14 protein-coding genes and 1 tRNA gene are annotated in these 17,516 nt (G+C 62.4%); 12 read left to right on the top strand and 3 right to left on the bottom strand.

From position 1 onward, the window contains the following. The first annotated feature begins 17 nt into the window (after positions 1-17). The 6 genes from C8J33_RS22305 to C8J33_RS22330 all read left to right on the top strand — a co-directional run bounded on the left by C8J33_RS22305 (position 18) and on the right by C8J33_RS22330 (position 5,850). Positions 18-94: transfer RNA gene (locus C8J33_RS22305), tRNA-Met, on the top strand. A gap of 532 nt (positions 95-626) precedes the next feature. Next, positions 627-1,646: a helix-turn-helix domain-containing protein gene (locus C8J33_RS22310; protein ID WP_245507252.1), complete on the top strand. Its 1,020-nt coding sequence runs from the start codon at positions 627-629 to the stop codon at positions 1,644-1,646. 322 nt (positions 1,647-1,968) lie between these two features. Then, positions 1,969-2,805, top strand: a complete 837-nt coding sequence (locus tag C8J33_RS22315) for an efflux RND transporter periplasmic adaptor subunit (RefSeq protein ID WP_245507250.1) — start codon at positions 1,969-1,971, stop codon at positions 2,803-2,805. Then, a complete protein-coding gene (locus C8J33_RS22320; RefSeq protein ID WP_132665387.1) occupies positions 2,802-3,506 on the top strand; it encodes an ABC transporter ATP-binding protein in 705 nt (234 codons plus the stop codon). Before C8J33_RS22315 ends, C8J33_RS22320 begins: the two co-directional genes overlap by 4 nt. Continuing rightward, a complete protein-coding gene (locus C8J33_RS22325; RefSeq protein WP_132665388.1) occupies positions 3,503-4,645 on the top strand; it encodes an ABC transporter permease in 1,143 nt (380 codons plus the stop codon). Before C8J33_RS22320 ends, C8J33_RS22325 begins: the two co-directional genes overlap by 4 nt. A gap of 5 nt (positions 4,646-4,650) precedes the next feature. Beyond that, positions 4,651-5,850: an ABC transporter permease gene (locus tag C8J33_RS22330; RefSeq protein ID WP_132665389.1), complete on the top strand. Its 1,200-nt coding sequence runs from the start codon at positions 4,651-4,653 to the stop codon at positions 5,848-5,850. 173 nt (positions 5,851-6,023) lie between these two features. Here the strand turns inward: C8J33_RS22330 and C8J33_RS22335 are convergent, their stop codons facing one another. Together C8J33_RS22335 and C8J33_RS22340 are read right to left on the bottom strand one after the other, a co-directional pair. Next, positions 6,024-7,142: a metallophosphoesterase gene (locus C8J33_RS22335; RefSeq protein ID WP_132665390.1), complete on the bottom strand. Its 1,119-nt coding sequence runs from the start codon at positions 7,140-7,142 to the stop codon at positions 6,024-6,026. A gap of 186 nt (positions 7,143-7,328) precedes the next feature. Further along, positions 7,329-8,546 carry a (R)-mandelonitrile lyase gene (locus tag C8J33_RS22340; protein ID WP_132665391.1) on the bottom strand — a complete coding sequence of 406 codons (1,218 nt, stop codon included), beginning with the start codon at positions 8,544-8,546 and terminating at the stop codon, positions 7,329-7,331. A gap of 363 nt (positions 8,547-8,909) precedes the next feature. On the opposite strand from C8J33_RS22340, the gene C8J33_RS22345 reads away from it, so the two are divergent. Both C8J33_RS22345 and C8J33_RS22350 read left to right on the top strand, forming a co-directional pair. After that, positions 8,910-9,275, top strand: a complete 366-nt coding sequence (locus C8J33_RS22345; protein WP_245419472.1) for a response regulator — start codon at positions 8,910-8,912, stop codon at positions 9,273-9,275. Positions 9,276-9,303: 28 nt separating this feature from the next. Continuing rightward, complete coding sequence (locus C8J33_RS22350; RefSeq protein WP_132665392.1) at positions 9,304-10,683, top strand: sensor histidine kinase; 1,380 nt, start codon at positions 9,304-9,306, stop codon at positions 10,681-10,683. Positions 10,684-10,815: 132 nt separating this feature from the next. Here C8J33_RS22350 and C8J33_RS22355 read toward each other — a convergent pair whose 3' ends face one another. Further along, positions 10,816-12,612: a calcium-binding protein gene (locus C8J33_RS22355; RefSeq protein ID WP_132665393.1), complete on the bottom strand. Its 1,797-nt coding sequence runs from the start codon at positions 12,610-12,612 to the stop codon at positions 10,816-10,818. A 589-nt stretch (positions 12,613-13,201) separates the two neighbouring features. Between C8J33_RS22355 and C8J33_RS22360 the strand changes: the two genes are divergently transcribed. From C8J33_RS22360 to C8J33_RS22375, 4 genes are read left to right on the top strand one after another with little or no spacing between them, the layout of a single operon-like run. After that, positions 13,202-14,392, top strand: coding sequence for a Gfo/Idh/MocA family protein (locus tag C8J33_RS22360; RefSeq protein ID WP_132665394.1), 1,191 nt, complete (start codon positions 13,202-13,204; stop codon positions 14,390-14,392). 11 nt (positions 14,393-14,403) lie between these two features. After that, complete coding sequence (locus C8J33_RS22365) at positions 14,404-15,288, top strand: carbohydrate ABC transporter permease (protein ID WP_110801951.1); 885 nt, start codon at positions 14,404-14,406, stop codon at positions 15,286-15,288. After that, positions 15,285-16,145 carry a carbohydrate ABC transporter permease gene (locus C8J33_RS22370; protein WP_110730547.1) on the top strand — a complete coding sequence of 287 codons (861 nt, stop codon included), beginning with the start codon at positions 15,285-15,287 and terminating at the stop codon, positions 16,143-16,145. The genes C8J33_RS22365 and C8J33_RS22370 overlap by 4 nt, the downstream gene beginning before the upstream one ends. A 36-nt stretch (positions 16,146-16,181) precedes the next feature. After that, positions 16,182-17,423 (top strand): extracellular solute-binding protein, encoded by a 1,242-nt coding sequence (locus tag C8J33_RS22375; protein ID WP_110801950.1) that lies wholly within the window; start codon positions 16,182-16,184, stop codon positions 17,421-17,423. Positions 17,424-17,516 lie beyond the last annotated feature (93 nt).

Raw genomic sequence — 17,516 nt, forward strand, 5'->3', positions numbered from 1 at the left:
TCAGTCACAATCCCTTCCGCGGGGTGGAGCAGCCCGGTAGCTCGTCAGGCTCATAACCTGAAGGCCGCAGGTTCAAATCCTGCCCCCGCAACCAAACGATTGCAAATGACACGGTCACAAACGCACAAAACCCCCCGGCGCTCTCGCGTGCGGGGGTTTTGTGCGTTTGGTGAGCTGGAAGTTTCTATCAAGCTGAGCCGGTAGGGCGAGAGATGATAACCTGGCGCATCCACGCCTCTCGTCTCCGATGACACCTCTCCGTCGTAGAGGCTTGCCGCTAAAAATCTGGCAGGGGAGGGGGATCATGCATGCTGAAAATCTTTCTTTCCGGGCGTAACCCGAAGCGGGAGCTACTTTCCATCCAACACCATTGAAGCGCGTCCCGTCAGGCACATCTTGGAAACACTGCAGGCTCATAATGGAGTTCCACCACGGACGGCCCAAGCCATTTGCCCGGCGGACGTGGCTTGTGTTCTCCGTCGGTTTCCGGAGACGCAGACGCGACGGATGAACTTGGCCCGATCCGCTCCGAGCGTCCGACCTCGAACATGATCGAGGTCGCGGTGAGCGTGGAAATCGGCCATGATGCTGTGTCTTCATCCGCAGCTCGAAATCCGCCTCTCCCCATGCCCTTCATCCCGCTTCCCTTTGTCGTTGCCCTCCTGTTGCTCATTCTTCTCACCGTCGTGCTTCGACGTGACGGGGGATCATCGCAAAACTTTCCTCTGCTGGCGTTGATCATTCTGAGCATCTGGCAATCGGTTTTGTCGGGTTTGCGTTGGGGATATGATATTCGCACGATGATGTTTCTGGCGCCTGTGGGGGCCGCGATCGTGCCGCCTTTGGCTTATGCCGGCGTCGTCCAACTCGTGCGGGGAAGCAGGCGTTTCAAGACGTGGCAGTTTGGACTTCATGCCATTCCTGCTTTGACTGTCGTTCTCTTCCTCCTCGCATCGCGGGATCTGATCGACGTCCTTCTCGTCGGCGAGTTCGTCGGGTACGCGCTTGCCATTCTGCTGCTCATGCGGCCGGGTGCGGATGCCTTGCGGTTGGCGCCGTTCGAGGGCGCGGCGCCGGCCTATAGGGCCATTTTGTTTACGGCTTTCTCTCTTCTCCTGTCCGCAGCTGTCGATACGTTCGTCTTCCTCGATCTTATCTGGACGCACGGCGAATATGCGCGGCCGGTGATTGCGATCAGCAATCTCTTCCTGCTTACGATTCTGTCGGTTGCTGCGGCCTCCACGGGCTCCCCGTCGGAGCCGGTCGTGGTCGTCAGTCCGCCTCCGCAGGTTGATGTTGCTGAGGATGCCGGGACGATGGCGGCGATCGATGCGTTGATGCGGGCGAGGCGTGTGTATCGCGACGTCGATCTCAATCTCGATCGGCTGGCGCGCAAAGCCGGTATTCCGGCGCGGCAGATCTCCGTCGCGATCAACCGGGCGACGGGCAAGAACGTCTCGCAATATGTCAACGAGCAGCGCATCGCCGAGGCGTGCCAGCTGCTTGCTGAAACCGAGCGGTCGGTGACCGAAATCATGTTCGATGTCGGCTTCCAGACGAAGTCGAATTTCAACCGTGAGTTCAAGCGCGTAACAGAGATGACGCCGCTGCAATGGCGGGAACGGGCGTCCTCGATCGCGATCTAGCACGGTCTCGATCCTGTTTCCGGTCTCGCAAAGGCCGGCAGAGGTCGAGACTGGCGGTATGAACCAACATATCGAACGTCCCACCAAACACACGCTCTCGCTTGCCGAGACACTCGGTTCGCTTTCTCTCGAGCTCGAACCTGCTCATCTTCCGCCGCGAAAGCGCTCGCGTCGGTTCATTCTCGCTCCTGGTCTCCTGATGATCGCGGCCGGTCTCGGTGGCGGGGTTATTTTGGCCTCCGGGTGGACACTGCCTTGGATGGAAGCCACAGCGGTTCAACCGCTAGGTGAAGATAGTCGACCAGCGGAACCCTCTCCGGGCGTGGCTGAGAATCACGTTTCCTCACCGATCGTCTCCTCTCCTGCACGGGAGATCACCGGGTCCGGCTTCGTCATTCCGGAGCAGGGCACACGCGTCTTTTCCAAATATGAGGGCCGGGTGGTCAGGGTTGCGGTCGAGGCCGGAGATCTCGTGGCGCGCGGGCAGGCGCTCGTCGTGCTGGAGGATCGCGATGCCCGATTCGGGCTTGAACAGGCGCAGGCTGCAAAGACCGCGGCGGACCTGCAGGAGGTCGCCCGGCGCATCGACCTTGTCCAATCCGAGACGGAACGTGACCGCATGGAGCGTCTGTTCGTCAGCGATGCGGTTTCGAGACAAGTGCTTGATCTGGCCCGTGTTCGGCAGCAACAGGCCGAGAACGCAGCAGCGCAAGCGCGGCAATCCGTCGAGAGTGCGGACATATTGCTCCGGATGGCACAGGATCGCCTCGATGAGCAAAGGGTCTCCGCGCCGTTTGCCGGAGCGGTGACGGGCCTCTCCGTGCATGTCGGGGATACGGTTCTAGCCCGTGCCGACAGCGTTCGCGAAGACCAGAGCCTGCTGACGCTGACCGACATGGACCGCCTGGCGATCGATGCGGATGTGGCGGAGGCGAATATCGCAACGCTGAAGCCGGGGCTTGTCGGCGAGGCGGTGCTGGACGCTTTCCCGGATCAGCCCTTTCGGGTCGCGATCCGGCGTCTTGCGCCGGTGGCCTCGGTCGAGAAGGGCACGGTGACGCTTCGCCTCGATCTCATCGACCCGCCGAAAGGCCTGCGGCCCAACATGGCGGCGCGCATTCGCATTCCCATCACCCCGGCAGGAGACATCGCGCAATGACCGAAGCACAGGACATCTACATCCAACTCGAGAGCGTCAGCAAAGCTTATCGCGTCGCCGGGCAGACGCTTCCGATCTTCTCCGGCCTCGATCTCGCCATTCCCAAGGGTGACTTCGTGGCCGTCATGGGGCCTTCGGGCTCGGGCAAATCGACACTTCTCAACATGCTGGCGGGGATCGACCGGCCCGATGCCGGGCGCGTGCGCATCGGCACGCATAGCCTCGATCAGATGGGCGAGGCGGCGCGCGGGTCCTGGCGGGCGCATCATATGGGCATCGTCTTCCAGTTCTATAACCTTCTGCCGATGCTGAATGCCGCCGAGAATGTCGAGCTTCCGCTTTTGCTGAAGCCCCTGTCGGCCCGCGAGCGGCGTGTTCGGGTGGAGCGCGTGCTCGATCTCGTCGGGCTTGCCGGACGCGAGCGGCAATATCCCGGCATGATGTCGGGCGGGCAGCAGCAGCGCGTCGGCATTGCCCGCGCCATCGTTGCCGATCCCGGCTTGCTGCTCTGCGATGAACCGACCGGTGATCTCGACCGCGCCTCTGCCGATGATATTCTGGAGATGTTGCAGACGCTCAATCAGGTGCTGGGCAAAACGATTCTCATGGTGACGCATGACCCGCAGGCGGCGCGTTGTGCGAAGCGCACGCTGCATCTGGACAAGGGCGTTTTCGTCGAAGAGGCGAGGGCTGCGGAATGACCTTCCTTAATCTTGCAAGACGAAACGCTTTGCGCAAACCGCTGCGCGCCGTGCTTCTCATGGTCTGCATCGCCACCGCGTTCCTGATCTATGGTCTGACGACGAGTTTTCTCGCCGGGGCGCAGGGTACCTCGGCGGCGAGCGAGGATATCCTCGGCGTAACGAGTGCCGGGGGGCGGACGCAGGCGCTGCCGATGGCCGCTCTTTCACCTCTTGCCGCCATCCCCGATATTGCCGGGGTTGCCTATGTGACGCGCTTGCGCGGTTTTGTCGACGTCGAGAAGAATGTCGTTGCGGTGAGTGCGGCCGACATGGCGCGGCTGATGGACGTCAATGGCAAAGGCCTGGGGCTGACGCCGGCACTTCTCTCGGCCATGGATATGGCGCGCGACCGGGTGCTCGTCGGGCGGGCACTGGCGGATGCTCAAGGGTGGACGGTCGGGCAGCGGGTCACGGTCACGGCGTTCGACGTCGCCAAACAGGATGGCGGCCGTGACTGGCGATTCGAGATCGCTGGCATTTTCGAGGGTGAGACGGCCTCCACCGACACCTATTTCATGATCGCGCGCTATGATTATGTGAACGCCGCGCGTGCTCGGGGACGGGACACTGTCGATGCCTTCGTCGTCCGGCCCTCGGCGCAGGTGTCTTCGGCCGTGCTTGCCGCCCGTATCGATGCGCGGTTTGCCAATTCCGCCAGCCCCACGCGTACGCAGTCGGAAAAGCAGTTCCTCGAAGCCTTCCTGCGGCAATACGCCGATGTCGGCCTCATCGTGAACCTCGTCGTGGGTGCGGCCTTCGTCACGCTCCTGATGATCGTGGTCAACACGATGATCTTCGCCATTCGGGAACGCACCTTCGAGATCGGCGTCCTGAAGACACTGGGTTTCTCAAGCGTCCATATCGTCACCCTCATCCTGGTGGAGACGTCGTTCGTCTTTCTGCTCGGCGGCGGGATCGGGCTGCTTCTGGCGTGGCTTGCGGCGCAGCTTGCCGGCCCGGAACTTGGGCTCGTGTTTTCGCCTGCGGTCCTCGTCAAGGGCGCGGCGATCATGATCGGCCTCAGCCTTGCGACCGGCGCGCTTCCCGCCATCGCGGCCCTGCGCATTCCCGTCATCAACGCATTCAGAACACGGTGATCTCCATGTCCACGCTTGTACGACAGACCGGCATCATGGTCCGGGTCAATCTTCTCAGCCTGCCACGCCGCCTCGCCATCTCCCTGTCGATGGCCTTGTCCATTGCCCTGGTCGTCTGTGTGCTTGCGGGCTTTCTCGCTTTGGCCAAGGGTTTCGAAAGCGCCCTTGCCGGGGCGGGCTCGCCGATGGTCGCGGTCATTCTCGGTGGTGGCGCGCAGCAGGAAAACGGCTCGGATATTCCCCCGGACGTTATCCGCTCGTTGGACGCAACGACGGACGATATCGGCGCGGTGCGCAATAGTGCGGGGCGGCTTGTCTCGTCGCGCGAGGTGATCGTCGCCGTTGATGTCGATATGGCCGGCGATGATGCGGTTCGCACGGTCGCGATCCGCGGCATGGAGGCTGCGGGGGCGTCGATGCGCGATCAGATCGCCGTGTCGGAGGGCCGCCTTTTCACACCGGGTGCGCGGGAGATCGTGGTGGGTGACCAGCTTGCCAGGACGCTCGGCCTCACGGTCGGCCAAAGCGTTCGCCTCGGCGCTGTCGACTGGATGGTCGTCGGGCGGTTTTCGGCCCATGGCAGCGCGTTCGAATCCGAGGTTTGGGCCGATCTCGATGCGGTGCGTGCCGGCTTCGACCGGCAGAATACGGTGCAGAGTCTGCGCCTCCGGCTGATGGATCCGGCTGGCCTGACACGCTTGCGGGCCCGGCTTTCGACGCTCGGCACCGTGCCTCTCGTGGCGATGACGGAGGCGGATCTTTATGCGGCGCAATCCGGTCGCACGGCGCGGCTCATCCGGCTGTTTGCCTGGCCGCTGGCGCTGCTGATGGCCATCGGCGCGACGGCCGGTGCGCTGAACACGATGATGAGTTCCGTTTCCGACAGGACGATCGAAATCGCCACGGTCCGGGCGCTGGGCTTCCAACGGTTTGCCGCCTTCGTCGGAACCTGGGTCGAGGCCATGTGCCTTGCCGCGGTCGGCGTCGCCTTGGGTCTCGTCGTCTCCTGGCTCGGGTTCAATGGCTGGCAGGCGAGCACGATCGGGGCCAACAATGCGCGGCTGTCCTTCCAGCTGTCCGTTACATCCGATGTTGCGGTCGTGGCCGGCCTGCTCGGCCTTTCGATCGGTGCACTCGGCGGCCTCATCCCGGCCTTCGTTGCCACGCGGTTGCCGCTGACCGCCGCGCTTCGGGCGCGAGGCTGAGGGAGATAGAGGATTTCAACGCCATTCCGGACGTAAAACCGCTGCGCACTTTTGCTGGAATTGCTCTAGAGACTGTCAGGTTCATGCTGAACCTGACAGTCTCTATAACCATTTGATTTCATCTGTCTTTTCGGGATAACCGGTTTTCATTTATCCTCGGCAAAGTCCAGGCGCTAGGACTTCCGCCGGAAGGTGATGACCGTGAGCTCGGAGGGGCGGCCGAGGCGCAGTGCGAAGCCGGGCCAGAGGCCGGTCCCGTTGTTGACGTAGAGTTGCAGCCCGCCGACCGTGTAGAGGCCGGAGACGAAGCCGTTGTTCGGTCGCGCGAAGAGACGGTCAAGACCCAGGATCAGGCCGCCATGGGTGTGGCCCGAGAGCTGCAAGGCGACGCCGGCTGCGGCGGCGCGTGCCGCCTCGCGGGGCTGGTGGTCGAGAAGAATGATGGGCGCGTCTGACGGCGCGCCCTCTAGGGCCTTTGCAAGATCGGGGCCGGGCAGGTTGTGGGCCCTCGCGGAAAGGTCGGTGACGCCGGCGATGGTGATCGAGGCATTGTCCCGCGTTACGGTGGTGTGCTGGTTTTCGAGCAGCCTCATGCCGAGCGAGGCGAAATGCGCCATCCATTCGGCATAATCGAAGAAATATTCATGGTTGCCGGGAATGGCGATCACGCCGTCGCGGGCCTTCAGCTTAGCAAGTGGTGCGACATCGGCCCGGCGATCCTTGAGGCTGCCGTCGATCAGATCGCCGGTGATGACGATCACGTCGGGCGCGAGTGCATTGGATTTCTCGACGACGGCCTCCGCCCAGGCTTGCGGGAACAACCGGCTGATATGCATGTCGGTCAGCTGCAGCATCCGGTACCCGTCGAAGGATGGCGGCAGGTTGGGGATGGCGATCTCGATCGATTTCAGCGGGGGAACGCGGATGGCCTGGGAGACGCCGATGGCTGCCGCAGCCAGTGCCGTTGCGCCCATGGCATAGCGAATGCCCGGGGGAACCGTTATGAGCCGGCCCTTGATGAGGGCGAGCAGCAGCGACACCAGATCGAGCGCGATCTGCAGGACCGCCAGCAGGGCGATGGCGCCGAAGAGCAGGTTGAAGCCGATCACCAGCCAGCGCGGGAACTCCGGCGAGAAAACGGAGCCCGAGGAGAGGCGGCTGAAGAAATGGTATTGGGAGGCAAGCAGCAGGACGATCGCCAGCAGTGCCTTGACCGACCAGAGCCAAGGGAGTGGCTGGATGAAACGAACGAGGACGACCAGCCAGGGTAGTCCGAAGATGAGATGAAACATGCGGCGCCGGATGTGAGGATGAGGATGGGTCCGGTGTAGCATACGGCGCCCGAGAGGCGTTGGACTTTCGCATGGGGATAAGGCCGGTGCCTCGATGTGCGGGGGCACCGGCCTTCGGGAGTGTCGATCAAGGGATTCCAGGCTCGCGGGATCGCGTTCTTTCGAACCCGCGACGCTAAGCATCTTTTAGTCAATCGCAGCTTCGCCGCCGTATTCCGCATCGGTCACCTTGTCGAGCCACGTCACGGCGCTGCCGTCGAGGGCTTCGGCGACGGCGAAGTGGACCATCGGCGTGTCGGCGGCTGCGCCGTGCCAGTGCTTGACCAGCGGCGGGATCCAGACGACGTCTCCAGGACCGAAGGCTTCGCGCGGGGCCCCTTCCTTCTGCACCCAGCCCTTGCCGGAAACGATGTAGAGCGTCTGTCCGAGCGGATGGGTGTGCCACGCGGTGCGGGCACCGGCGGGGAAGGAGACGGTGGCGCCGCTGATGCGCGCCGGGGCATCGCCCTTGTATGGGGTCGAGATCTCAACCTTGCCGGTGAAATAGGCTTCGGGACCGCCAGCGGCGGCCGTGCCGGCACGGGTCAGAGTGATATCGGTTTTTTCGATCTGGGTTTCTTCGGGCATGGCTTCGGCTTTCTTTTCGTGACGGGTGGCGAGCACGCGCTCCAGGACGGGAACGGCCGACATGGCCCGGGGCCAACCGGCGTAGAAACCGAGATGGGTGAGAACCTCCGCAGCTTCCGTCTCCGTAAACCCGTTGTCCATGGCCCGGTTGGCGTGAAATGGCAACTGTTCGGGCTGGCCGATGGCGACGAGCGCGGCCATGGTGACGAGGCTGCGGTCACGAGGGCTGAGGTCCGGTCGCGTCCACAGATCGCCGAAGAGGACCTTGTTCGTCAGTTCGGCAAGGGCAGGCGCCGTTGGCGCGACCGTGGTGTTCACCGTCCGGCTTCGTGCGGCCTCGGCCTTGGCATCGAGCACGATGCGCGCGGCGTCGCTGTCGCTTACGGGGGCGATGTTGCGCGCCTCGAATACGGTCTTTGCTTCGGTGACGGCGGACATCGCATTCGGCCAGCCTGTGTAGAAAGCGAGATGGGTGATGAGTTCGCCGATCTCGCGCGGCTCGACGCCGTTGTCGAGCGCGCGGCCGACATGGCTGCCGATCTGCGCCGATTTGCCGGTGGCAACCAGCGCGGCGACGGTGATGAGGCTGCGATCGCGGGCGGCAAGCTGCGGGCGAAGCCAGACGTCGCCGAACAGCACGTCATCGGTAAAATGGCCGAGCCCTGGCGCGACATCGTAGACGGCTGCGGGCGCGACACGGGTTCGCCGGGTTTCCTCGGCTTCGACCCCCGTGGTGGCAAGGGCCGAAAGGGCGATGGCGGCGGCTATGGTCTTCAAGAGAACCTCCTGTCGATAATGCCGCACCGGATGGATGGGAGGAAGGCGCGGCACGAAGCAGGTAGGGTCCCCAAGGGGGTAGGATTAGGCCATGAAAACCGCATGGACCTATCGGCTCTCGCCATGAATGCGCAGATGCGCGGAAACGACTTTGCTGCCTGTCGCCTTTGCGCCGCAAACACTTGGGATACCGGACGGCCGGATCTTGCGCCGGAGAGGCGATTGGTTCTATCGCGATCTCCCGCGGAACCGAACAGCGCAATACGGGTTCGGGATCTTGACCGAAGGCCAGGTGCCCGCCTGCGAGGCTGGGCCGATGATACCGACATATGGAGGACATGACAGGATGACGAGGAACGGGTGGTGAGCGAGGAAGCCGACATTTTCGACAAGGTCTTTCTCGTCGTGGAGGACGAATATCTGGTGGCGGCGGATATTCTGGACGTGCTGGGCCGGGCCGGGGCGGATGTCATCGGGCCGGTATCGAGCCTCGAAGGTGCCCTGAAGCTGGTGGACGAGGCGCAGCAGATCGATGCCGCCGTTCTCGACATTCATCTGCGCGGCGCGGAGGTCTATCCCGTGGCGGATGCACTGTCCCTGCGAAATGTGCCGTTCGCCTTCCTGACGGCCTATGACCGGGGCGACCTGCCAGAGCGTTTCCGCGAGGCGCCGTTTCTCCAGAAACCGGTCGATCCCGACGAACTGCTGCAACTCCTGAGCCGGTTGTAGATCGGCCCATAGACAGAGGACAAAGGCCATGACCTCTCATGACGCGCCTCGACCTCCGCTCCTTGCACCTGAGAGCGACGACCTGCTGCGGGTCGTCTTCGAAAGTGCCGTCGATTTCGCGATCTTTTCGCTCGACCCCGAAGGGCGCGTGACGAGTTGGAACACGGGTGCCGAGCGCGTGCTGGGGTTCACGGAAGCCGATATCCTCGGGCAATCGGGTGACGTCATCTTCACCGCCGAAGACCGGGCGGCCGGCGTGCCGGCGCTGGAGCGCACGGATGCCACAGCCCATGGCCGGGCGGAGGACGAGCGTTGGCAGATGCGCAAGGATGGCACCCGCTTCTGGGCATCCGGGCTCACCATGCCGCTCAGCGACCGGTCGGGTTTCGTCAGGATCCTGCGCGACCGGACGGAATCGCATCTTGCCGGCCAAAGACTGACGGAGAATGAAGAGCGTTTTCGGTTGCTCGCCACCACTATTCCGCAGCTCGTCTTCCGCTGCGTGGCGGATGGGTCGCGCACGTGGGGCAGTCCGCAATGGGTGGATTATTCCGGCCTCGACCAACCGCAGAGCCTCGGGCTCGGCTGGCTGAATGCGGTGCATCCGGAGGATCGCGCCCTGACGCTTTCGGCCTGGCAGGCGGCGGCCGATACCGGTGAGTGCTATGTCGAGCACCGCCTTCGCCGCGCCGCCGATGGCGCCTATCGCTGGCACCAGATGCGGGCGCTGCCGGTGCTGACGGCGTTCGGCGAGCAGACGGGCGACTGGATCGGGACCATGACCGACATTCACGAGCTGCGCGCGATGAAGGATCGGCAGGACGTGCTGGTGGCCGAACTCCAGCACCGCACGCGCAATCTTCTTGCCGTCGTCCAGTCGGTCGCCAGCCAGACGTTGCGCAGCAGTACCTCGATGGAATGTTTCGGTGCCGAGTTTTCGAGCCGGTTGCGGGCGCTCAGCCGGGTTCAGGGGATCGTGGCGCGGGCGGCGGAGACCATTTCGCTGCGGGACCTGATCGAGGGCGAGTTGCGGGCGCATGGTGCCGCGTCCCGTATAGAGGCGGTCCATGTGGAAGGGCCGCCGGTGACGGTGCCGATGCCGGGCGTGCAGGCGCTCGGCCTCGCGCTGCACGAGCTTGCGACCAATGCCATCAAATACGGCGCGCTCAGCCAGGAAAGCGGCGTGCTGCGCATTTCCTGGACGATCGAAGACCATGCGGGAGAGCGGGCCGTATGGCTGGTATGGCGGGAAGAGGGTGTGAGCATGCCGAGGGACGACGCGCCCCGCCGCAAGGGCTACGGCCGCGAGCTGATCGAGCGGGCGCTGCCGTATCAGCTGAATGCGGAAACCGAACTGCAGTTTCTCGACGACGGCATTCGCTGTCTGATCCGGGTTCCTCTTCTCTGATCCGGCAGCGTCCTGCTGACGCTCTCGACCGAAAAGCGGGTGGGCCTGACAAGCCGGGTGGCAGGCGGCGGATCGTGCGTCCCCTTATAGGGCACACGATCCGCCGCCTGCTTTTTCAAACGGAAGCGCCGATCAGACGATCAGAATATCGCCGTGGTGAAGATCCGCGATCTTCGTATCCGCCAGGACGACGCTGCCGCCGAGCCAGGAGAGGACCGCATCCGCGCCGGACTGCACGAAATGCGAGAGTGCCGCATCGGCCGTCTTGAAGAGCGAGGCGCTGAAGAGAAGCGTATCGTGCCCCTCCACTCCCTTGTTGAAGTCGGTGATGACGTCACGGCCGGAGGCGATCTTCGAGAAGTCGAAGACATCGCTGCCAACCCCGCCGGACAGGCGGTCATTGCCCGCACCGCCGGACAGCACATCATTGCCGATGCCGCCGAAGAGTTCGTCATCCCCGGCATCGCCGAAGAGTTGATCGTTGCCGGTGCCGCCGTGCAGAAGATCGTTGCCGGCGCCGCCGCGAATGACGTCGTTGCCGGCAAGGCCGAAGATGCGGTCGACACCCGCGGTGCCACCGAGGTTGTTTTCGCCGCCCGTGCCTTCGACATGGCCGACATAGGTCTTGTCGCTCAAGAGCAGGGTGTCGAGCTTGGTTTTCGTGACGGTGTAGCTCGTCGGAATGACTGAGCCGAACTCGATCCGCTCGACCGAGGTCATTTCCTTCAGCCCGTATTGCCCCGACAGGGCATGCATCACGAGTGTACCGTCCGACAGGCGGATGGCTTCGTAATTGCCGATGGCGCCGGCCAGCTGTACCGTGTCCGTGCCGTCGCCGCCGACAACCGTGTCGTTGCCTGTGGACAGGCTGAAGCGATCGTTTCCGGCAAAGCCTTCAAGAAAATCGCTGGCCTTGCCGTCGCGCAGCAGGTCGGCCTGATCGGAGCCGAGGATGAAGGCCGGTGCTCCGAAATGGCTGGAGGTGTCGCGTGCCACGTCCTCCACCCAGGTGACGGGGCGCAGGAGATCGCTCAGTTGCGAGACGACGATCGCGCTGTCCTTCTCCATGATGGGTGCGAAGCTCGACCGGGCCATCGTCGCGAACGCGTCCGAGAAGATGTTGGTGACGTGCGAATTCCAGCCGCCGACGATGTTGAAGACGCTTGTCGGTCCGAAAGGCGAGAGGGGGTTGGCGTAGAAGTCGTTGAAGAGAACGGTGTTGTCGTTCGAACTGCCGAACTCGCGGTCCTTGTGGACAAGGGCTTCCGTCACGCCGTCGATGATGCTGTCGGTCGATGTACCCAGCGCCCGGTAGACGAGATCGTTCTCGCCGCCGAAATTCATGATCTTCTCGCTGTTGTCATAGATATTCGGCGAGTCGAACCCGAAGTAATTCGCGTTTTCATAGAAGCCGCCGGCGACGGCGGGTGACCGCTCCGCCATGATGTTGGTCGCACCGCCGCCAAGGCTGTAGCCGGTGACGACGACATCCTCCCCGGTCAGTCCATGGGCCGAGGCGAAGCGCGCGGCGGCTTCGAGGACGTAGACGAACTGATCGAGATACTGACCCTTGGCCAGCGTGAGATAATCGGGCAGGTCGCCGATATCGCTGGTTCCGGCAAAGGAGATGCCGAGGCGTTCGATCGCTCCGCTGGCGCCGGTATAGGCGAGGATCTTTACCTGCGCGCTGAGCGAGGTCGATCCATGGAAGAAGCCGAAACTGTCGACGTCATCCGCCGGCAGGTTCACATCCGCAGCTGTCAGGTCATGCCAGCCCGCCGGTGGCGAGAAATTGCCGCTCGTTCCCGTTACCGTCGTCGCGAGCTCTCCCAAGGCTCCGAACGCTCGCAATTGTCCATAGCGCGCGAGGTTGAAGGCCTCCGATACCTCTGCGCTCGCGTCTCTTCCCTTATAGTCAAATAGTGCCATCGGTTCCTCCCGTTGACGTATACGTTAACGGAATCCAACTTACTCCTAATTCACGAACAGCGAAAGTGCCCTTGTCATCGACTTGGCGCACTGCGTCCCAAGGCCGCATGGCGGTTGGTCGGCCCGGCGAGCTGCAAGCTCCGGCTTGTCCGGTGCATCCTTGGCGTCAGGTTCATCCGGGTGGTGTCACGGCAATACCAAAAAAAACCAATTCCCAAATTGCAGAACAACTCTTCCAAAAGTTGCATTCATTTATATTTATCAATAATTCAATGGCTTAAGACAATCGTTAAAAATCTCCTGCTGGAGGGCTGGACGATTGGCCTGTTTTTGGTATTGTCCATTTCGAGGACGAAATCCGGCGCGATACGGACCTGTCGATACCGTCGAACGATCCCGGGAAAAGGTCGATCGATGTGGTGGCAGGATACAAGAATTGCCGGTTTGCAGTCCTGTATCGCAGTGCGGTTCGATCGTTCATGAAAATGAATTTCACGATTGTTCACGAAGACGGAATTTATGTTGACGAGATCGCTGATCTGACACAGGCTGCGAAAATAAATTACGAAAAAACGGGGAGCAGGCCGATATGAAGGTCGCCATTATCGGGCTTGGGTTTCGGCTGGGATATCTGGGCCGCATTTTCAGGGACATGGATCCGACGTTTGAGATCGTCGGTCATGTCGATCCGGCGCCGGCAGGTCTGCCGGGTCTTGACGAAGCGGGCATTTCCGCTGGCAAGGCCTATGCGACGCCGCAGGAGATGATCGCCTCGGAGACCTTCGATCTCCTGATGGTCGGTTCTCCCAATCATATGCATCTCGAGCATATCCGCATCGGGCTCGAGGCCGGGCTGACGGTTTTCACCGAAAAGCCGATCGTCGTCACCATCGAGGAAAGCCTCGAACTGGCGCGTCTTCTCCATCGTCACGGGCATGACCGTCTGCTGGTCGGCCTCGTGTTGCGCTATTCGCCGCTCTACCGCGACCTGCGGCAGGCGCAGGCCGAAGGACGGCTCGGCGAGATCGTGTCGATCGAGGCGTCCGAGCATATCGAGCCCTATCACGGCGCCTTCTTCATGCGCGACTGGCGCCGCTACGGCCGCTATGCCGGCGGCTTCATGCTGGAAAAGTGCTGCCACGACCTGGACCTCTATAATGGCGTGGTCGGTGCGCGTCCGCGCTACGTGTCCTCCTTCGGCGGTCGCAAGAGCTTCATTCCCGCCAACGACCCGCGCAATGAAGGCGCCAACGACATGGAAGTCTACCACCGCAAGCCGAGCGGCTGGGAAGGCTCCGACAAGGTTTTCGACAGCGATGGCGACCTGATCGACTATCAGACGGCGATCGTCGAATATGAAAACGGTGCGGCCATGACGTTCCACACCAATCTGAACGTGCCGGACCAGTTCCGCCGCTTCTGCGTCATCGGGTCGAAGGGCATGGCGGAAGGCGATTTCGTGCGCGGCTATCTCGATGTGCACAGTGCGCGCAACAACGAGAAGGTCGTCGCCAAGACCTATCAAGCGCCGTCCGAGATGTCGCATCATTATGGTGCCGACGAGCAGATGGCCGAAGACGTGTTCAAGTTCATTACGGAAGGCCAGGCGCTGCCCGTGTCGGCGCTGAACGCCATCGAGGCGGGCATTCTGGCGCTCGCGATGGATGAGGCCCGGTTTGCCCGCAAGGTCGTCGATCTCGCGCCCGTCTGGGCCGAGTACGATGCCTGCCTGCATGGCACGGCCGTTGCGTCATCCGCCGCACAGACCAAGTCTGCTTGAGGGGGTAGGTCATGGAAGCCAAACGAAGCACCGTCCTCTTCGCCTGGCTCCTTATGGCGCCGGCTATTCTCTATGTCACCGTCATCGTCGCCTATCCGCTCGTGGATACGTTCATCCTCTCCTTCACGGATGCATCCCTGAAGAAGACGACGAACTGGGTGGGCTGGGCGAATTACAGCAAGATCTTCAACGCCACCTTCGCCGAAGTCATCATCCGGACCTTCATCTGGACGTTCTTTTCGGTGTCGCTGAAGATGATCATCGGCACGTTCGGCGCTTCCATGCTGAATGCGGCCGTGCCCGGCCGGGCGCTTTTCCGCGTGCTGACGATGCCGCCCTGGATCGTGCCCATGGCCATCGGCATCTTCATGTGGGGCTGGATGTATAACGGCCAATTCGGCATGATTTCGGGTCTGCTTCAGCGCTTCGGCCTGTCCGACAGCCCGATCGCCTTCCTTGCGCAGGGTTCCACCGCCTTCTGGGCGACGGTCATTACGGATGTGTGGATCGGCGTTCCCATGGTCACGCTCTACATGCTGGCCGCCATGCAATCGATCCCGCAGGATCTCTACGAGGCCGCGTGGACGGACGGTGCCGGCCGGCTCTACCGCTTCCGCCGCATCACCCTGCCGCTGCTGGTGCCGTCGATGATCACGATGTCGATGATTTCCATGATCTCCACCTTCAATTCCTTCGACATCATCTGGATTCTCACGCGCGGCGGGCCGACCGGCGAGACGACGACGATGATCATCGACACCTACCGGACAGCGATCGGCTCCAACAAATACGGGGAGGGTGCTGCGCGGGCGGTTCTGATCTGCATCTTCCTGTCGATCTTCTGCGTCTTCTACTTCCGCATGACCAGCCGCCTTTCTTCCGGAGACAAGCGATGAAAGAGCCGTCCGTCCTGATCAACCGTTATGCCTGGTACGAGATCATCGGGATCTATGCAGGCATCTTCGTCTTCCTCACCTTCCTGCTGGCGCCCTTCGTCGAAGGCTTTCTGGTGTCGCTGAAGCCGCTGAGCCAGTTGTTCTCCTCGCCATACCGTTTCATTCCGGAAAACGGCTCGTTCGAGGCCTACCGGACCATGTGGGTCAGCGTTCCCGGCTTCGCGCGCTACATCTTCAATTCGCTGTTCATCTCCAGCGTCGTCACCATCGCCGTTCTGATCCTCGTGGTGCCCGCCGCCTATGCCTTTGCGCGCTTCGAGTTCAAGGGCTCGGGCCAGCTCCTCGGGGCCTTCCTCGCGGTCAACATGTTTTCCGGTGCCGTGCTGCTCATCCCGCTTTTCCGGCTGATGCGCTCGCTCGGCGTGCTCAACACCTACTTCGCGATGATCGTGCCCGGCGTCGCCTTCCTCATCCCCACGGCCATCTGGCTGCTGCGCACTTACATGATGCGTATCCCCAAGGAGCTGGACGAAGCCGCCTTCGTGGATGGCGCCAGTCATTTCTACACGCTGCGTCGTGTCATCCTGCCGATCGCCATGCCCGGCATCGTGGTGGTGGCCATCACCACCTTCATCGGCTCCTACGCGCAGCAGTTCATCTATGCGCTCACTTTCAATTCGAAGTCCGAATACGCGCCGCTCCCGGTGGGACTGTTTGCCTATTTCGGACGTCAGGAAGTCGTCTGGAACGAGCTCATGGCGGCGAGTTTCGTCGGTATCGCCCCGGCCATGATCATCATCTTCTTCCTGCAACGCTATCTCGTCAGCGGCCTGACCGCCGGCGCGGTGAAACAATAAGACCAACCACCAGAGAACAAACGGGAGCATAAAAACATGACATTTCACTTCAAAACCGGGCTGCTGGCCCTGTCGTTGCTCGGCTCGACCGCGCTCGGCCTGCTCGGCACCGCTGTGACGGCACAGGCTGCCGACCAGGAAATCAGCTGGATCTATTGCGGCGACAAGATCGACCCGATCCATCAGAAGTACATCAAGGAATGGGAAGGCAAGAACGCCGGCTGGACCGTGAAGCCCGAACTGGTCGGCTGGGAGCAGTGCCAGGACAAGGCAACGACGCTGGCGGCTGCCGGAAACCCGGTCGGCATGGCCTATGTCGGTTCGCGCACGCTGAAGGAATTCGCCGAGAACGACCTGATCGTTCCCGTGCCGATGACGGATGAGGAAAAGAAGAGCTACTACCCCAACATCGTCGACACCGTGACCTTCGACGACAACCAGTGGGGCGTGCCGGTCGCCTTCTCGACCAAGGCGCTCTACTGGAACAAGGACCTCTTCGCGAAGGCCGGCCTCGACCCGGAAACCCCGCCGAAGACCTGGGCCGAAGAAATCGCCTTCGCCAAGCAGATCAAGGAAAAGACCGGGATCGCCGGTTACGGCCTGCCGGCCAAGACCTTCGACAACACCATGCACCAGTTCATGCATTGGGTTTACACCAATAACGGCAAGGTCATCGATGGCGACAAGATCGTCATGGACAGCCCGGAAGTCCTGGCAGCCCTGCAGGCCGTCAAGGACATCACGCCCTATTCCGTCGAAGGCGCGACCGCCTACGAGCAGAACGAAATCCGTGCCATCTTCCTCGACGGCAAGGCCGGCATGATCCAGTCGGCCTCCGGTGCCGCGGCTCTTCTCAAGAAGACCGACATGAAGTGGGGCGTCGCGCCGCTGCCGCTCGGCCCCTCGGCCAAGGGTGAAGGCACGTTGCTGATCACCGACAGCCTAGCCGTCTTCAAGGGTACGGGCGTCGAGGAAAAGGCGATCGAGTTCGCCAAGTTCATCACCTCGCCGGGCCCGCAGGGCGAATACGAATTGCAGGGCGGTGCTGGTCTCACCCCGCTGCGTCCTTCGGCGCAGGTTGACGAATTCGTCAAGGCCGACCCGTCGTGGAAGCCGTTCATCGACGGTATCGCCTTCGGTGGTCCTGAGCCCCTGTTCAAGGATTACAAGGGCTTCCAGAATGCCATCATCGAAATGGTACAGTCGGTCGTGACCGGCAAGGCCGAACCGGCAGATGCTCTGAAGAAGGCTTCGGCCACGATCGAAGAGTACAAATAAGCCAGTCCCTGCCTGCTGTCGCGGCGGCCTTTGTCGCTGCGACAGCACCTTCCCGGGAGCGGGTCCGGCCTCTGTGTGCCGACCCGTACCCCT

It is taken from the genome of Rhizobium sp. PP-CC-3G-465 (assembly GCF_004343445.1).
In the GTDB taxonomy this organism is placed as follows: domain Bacteria; phylum Pseudomonadota; class Alphaproteobacteria; order Rhizobiales; family Rhizobiaceae; genus Ferranicluibacter; species Ferranicluibacter rubi.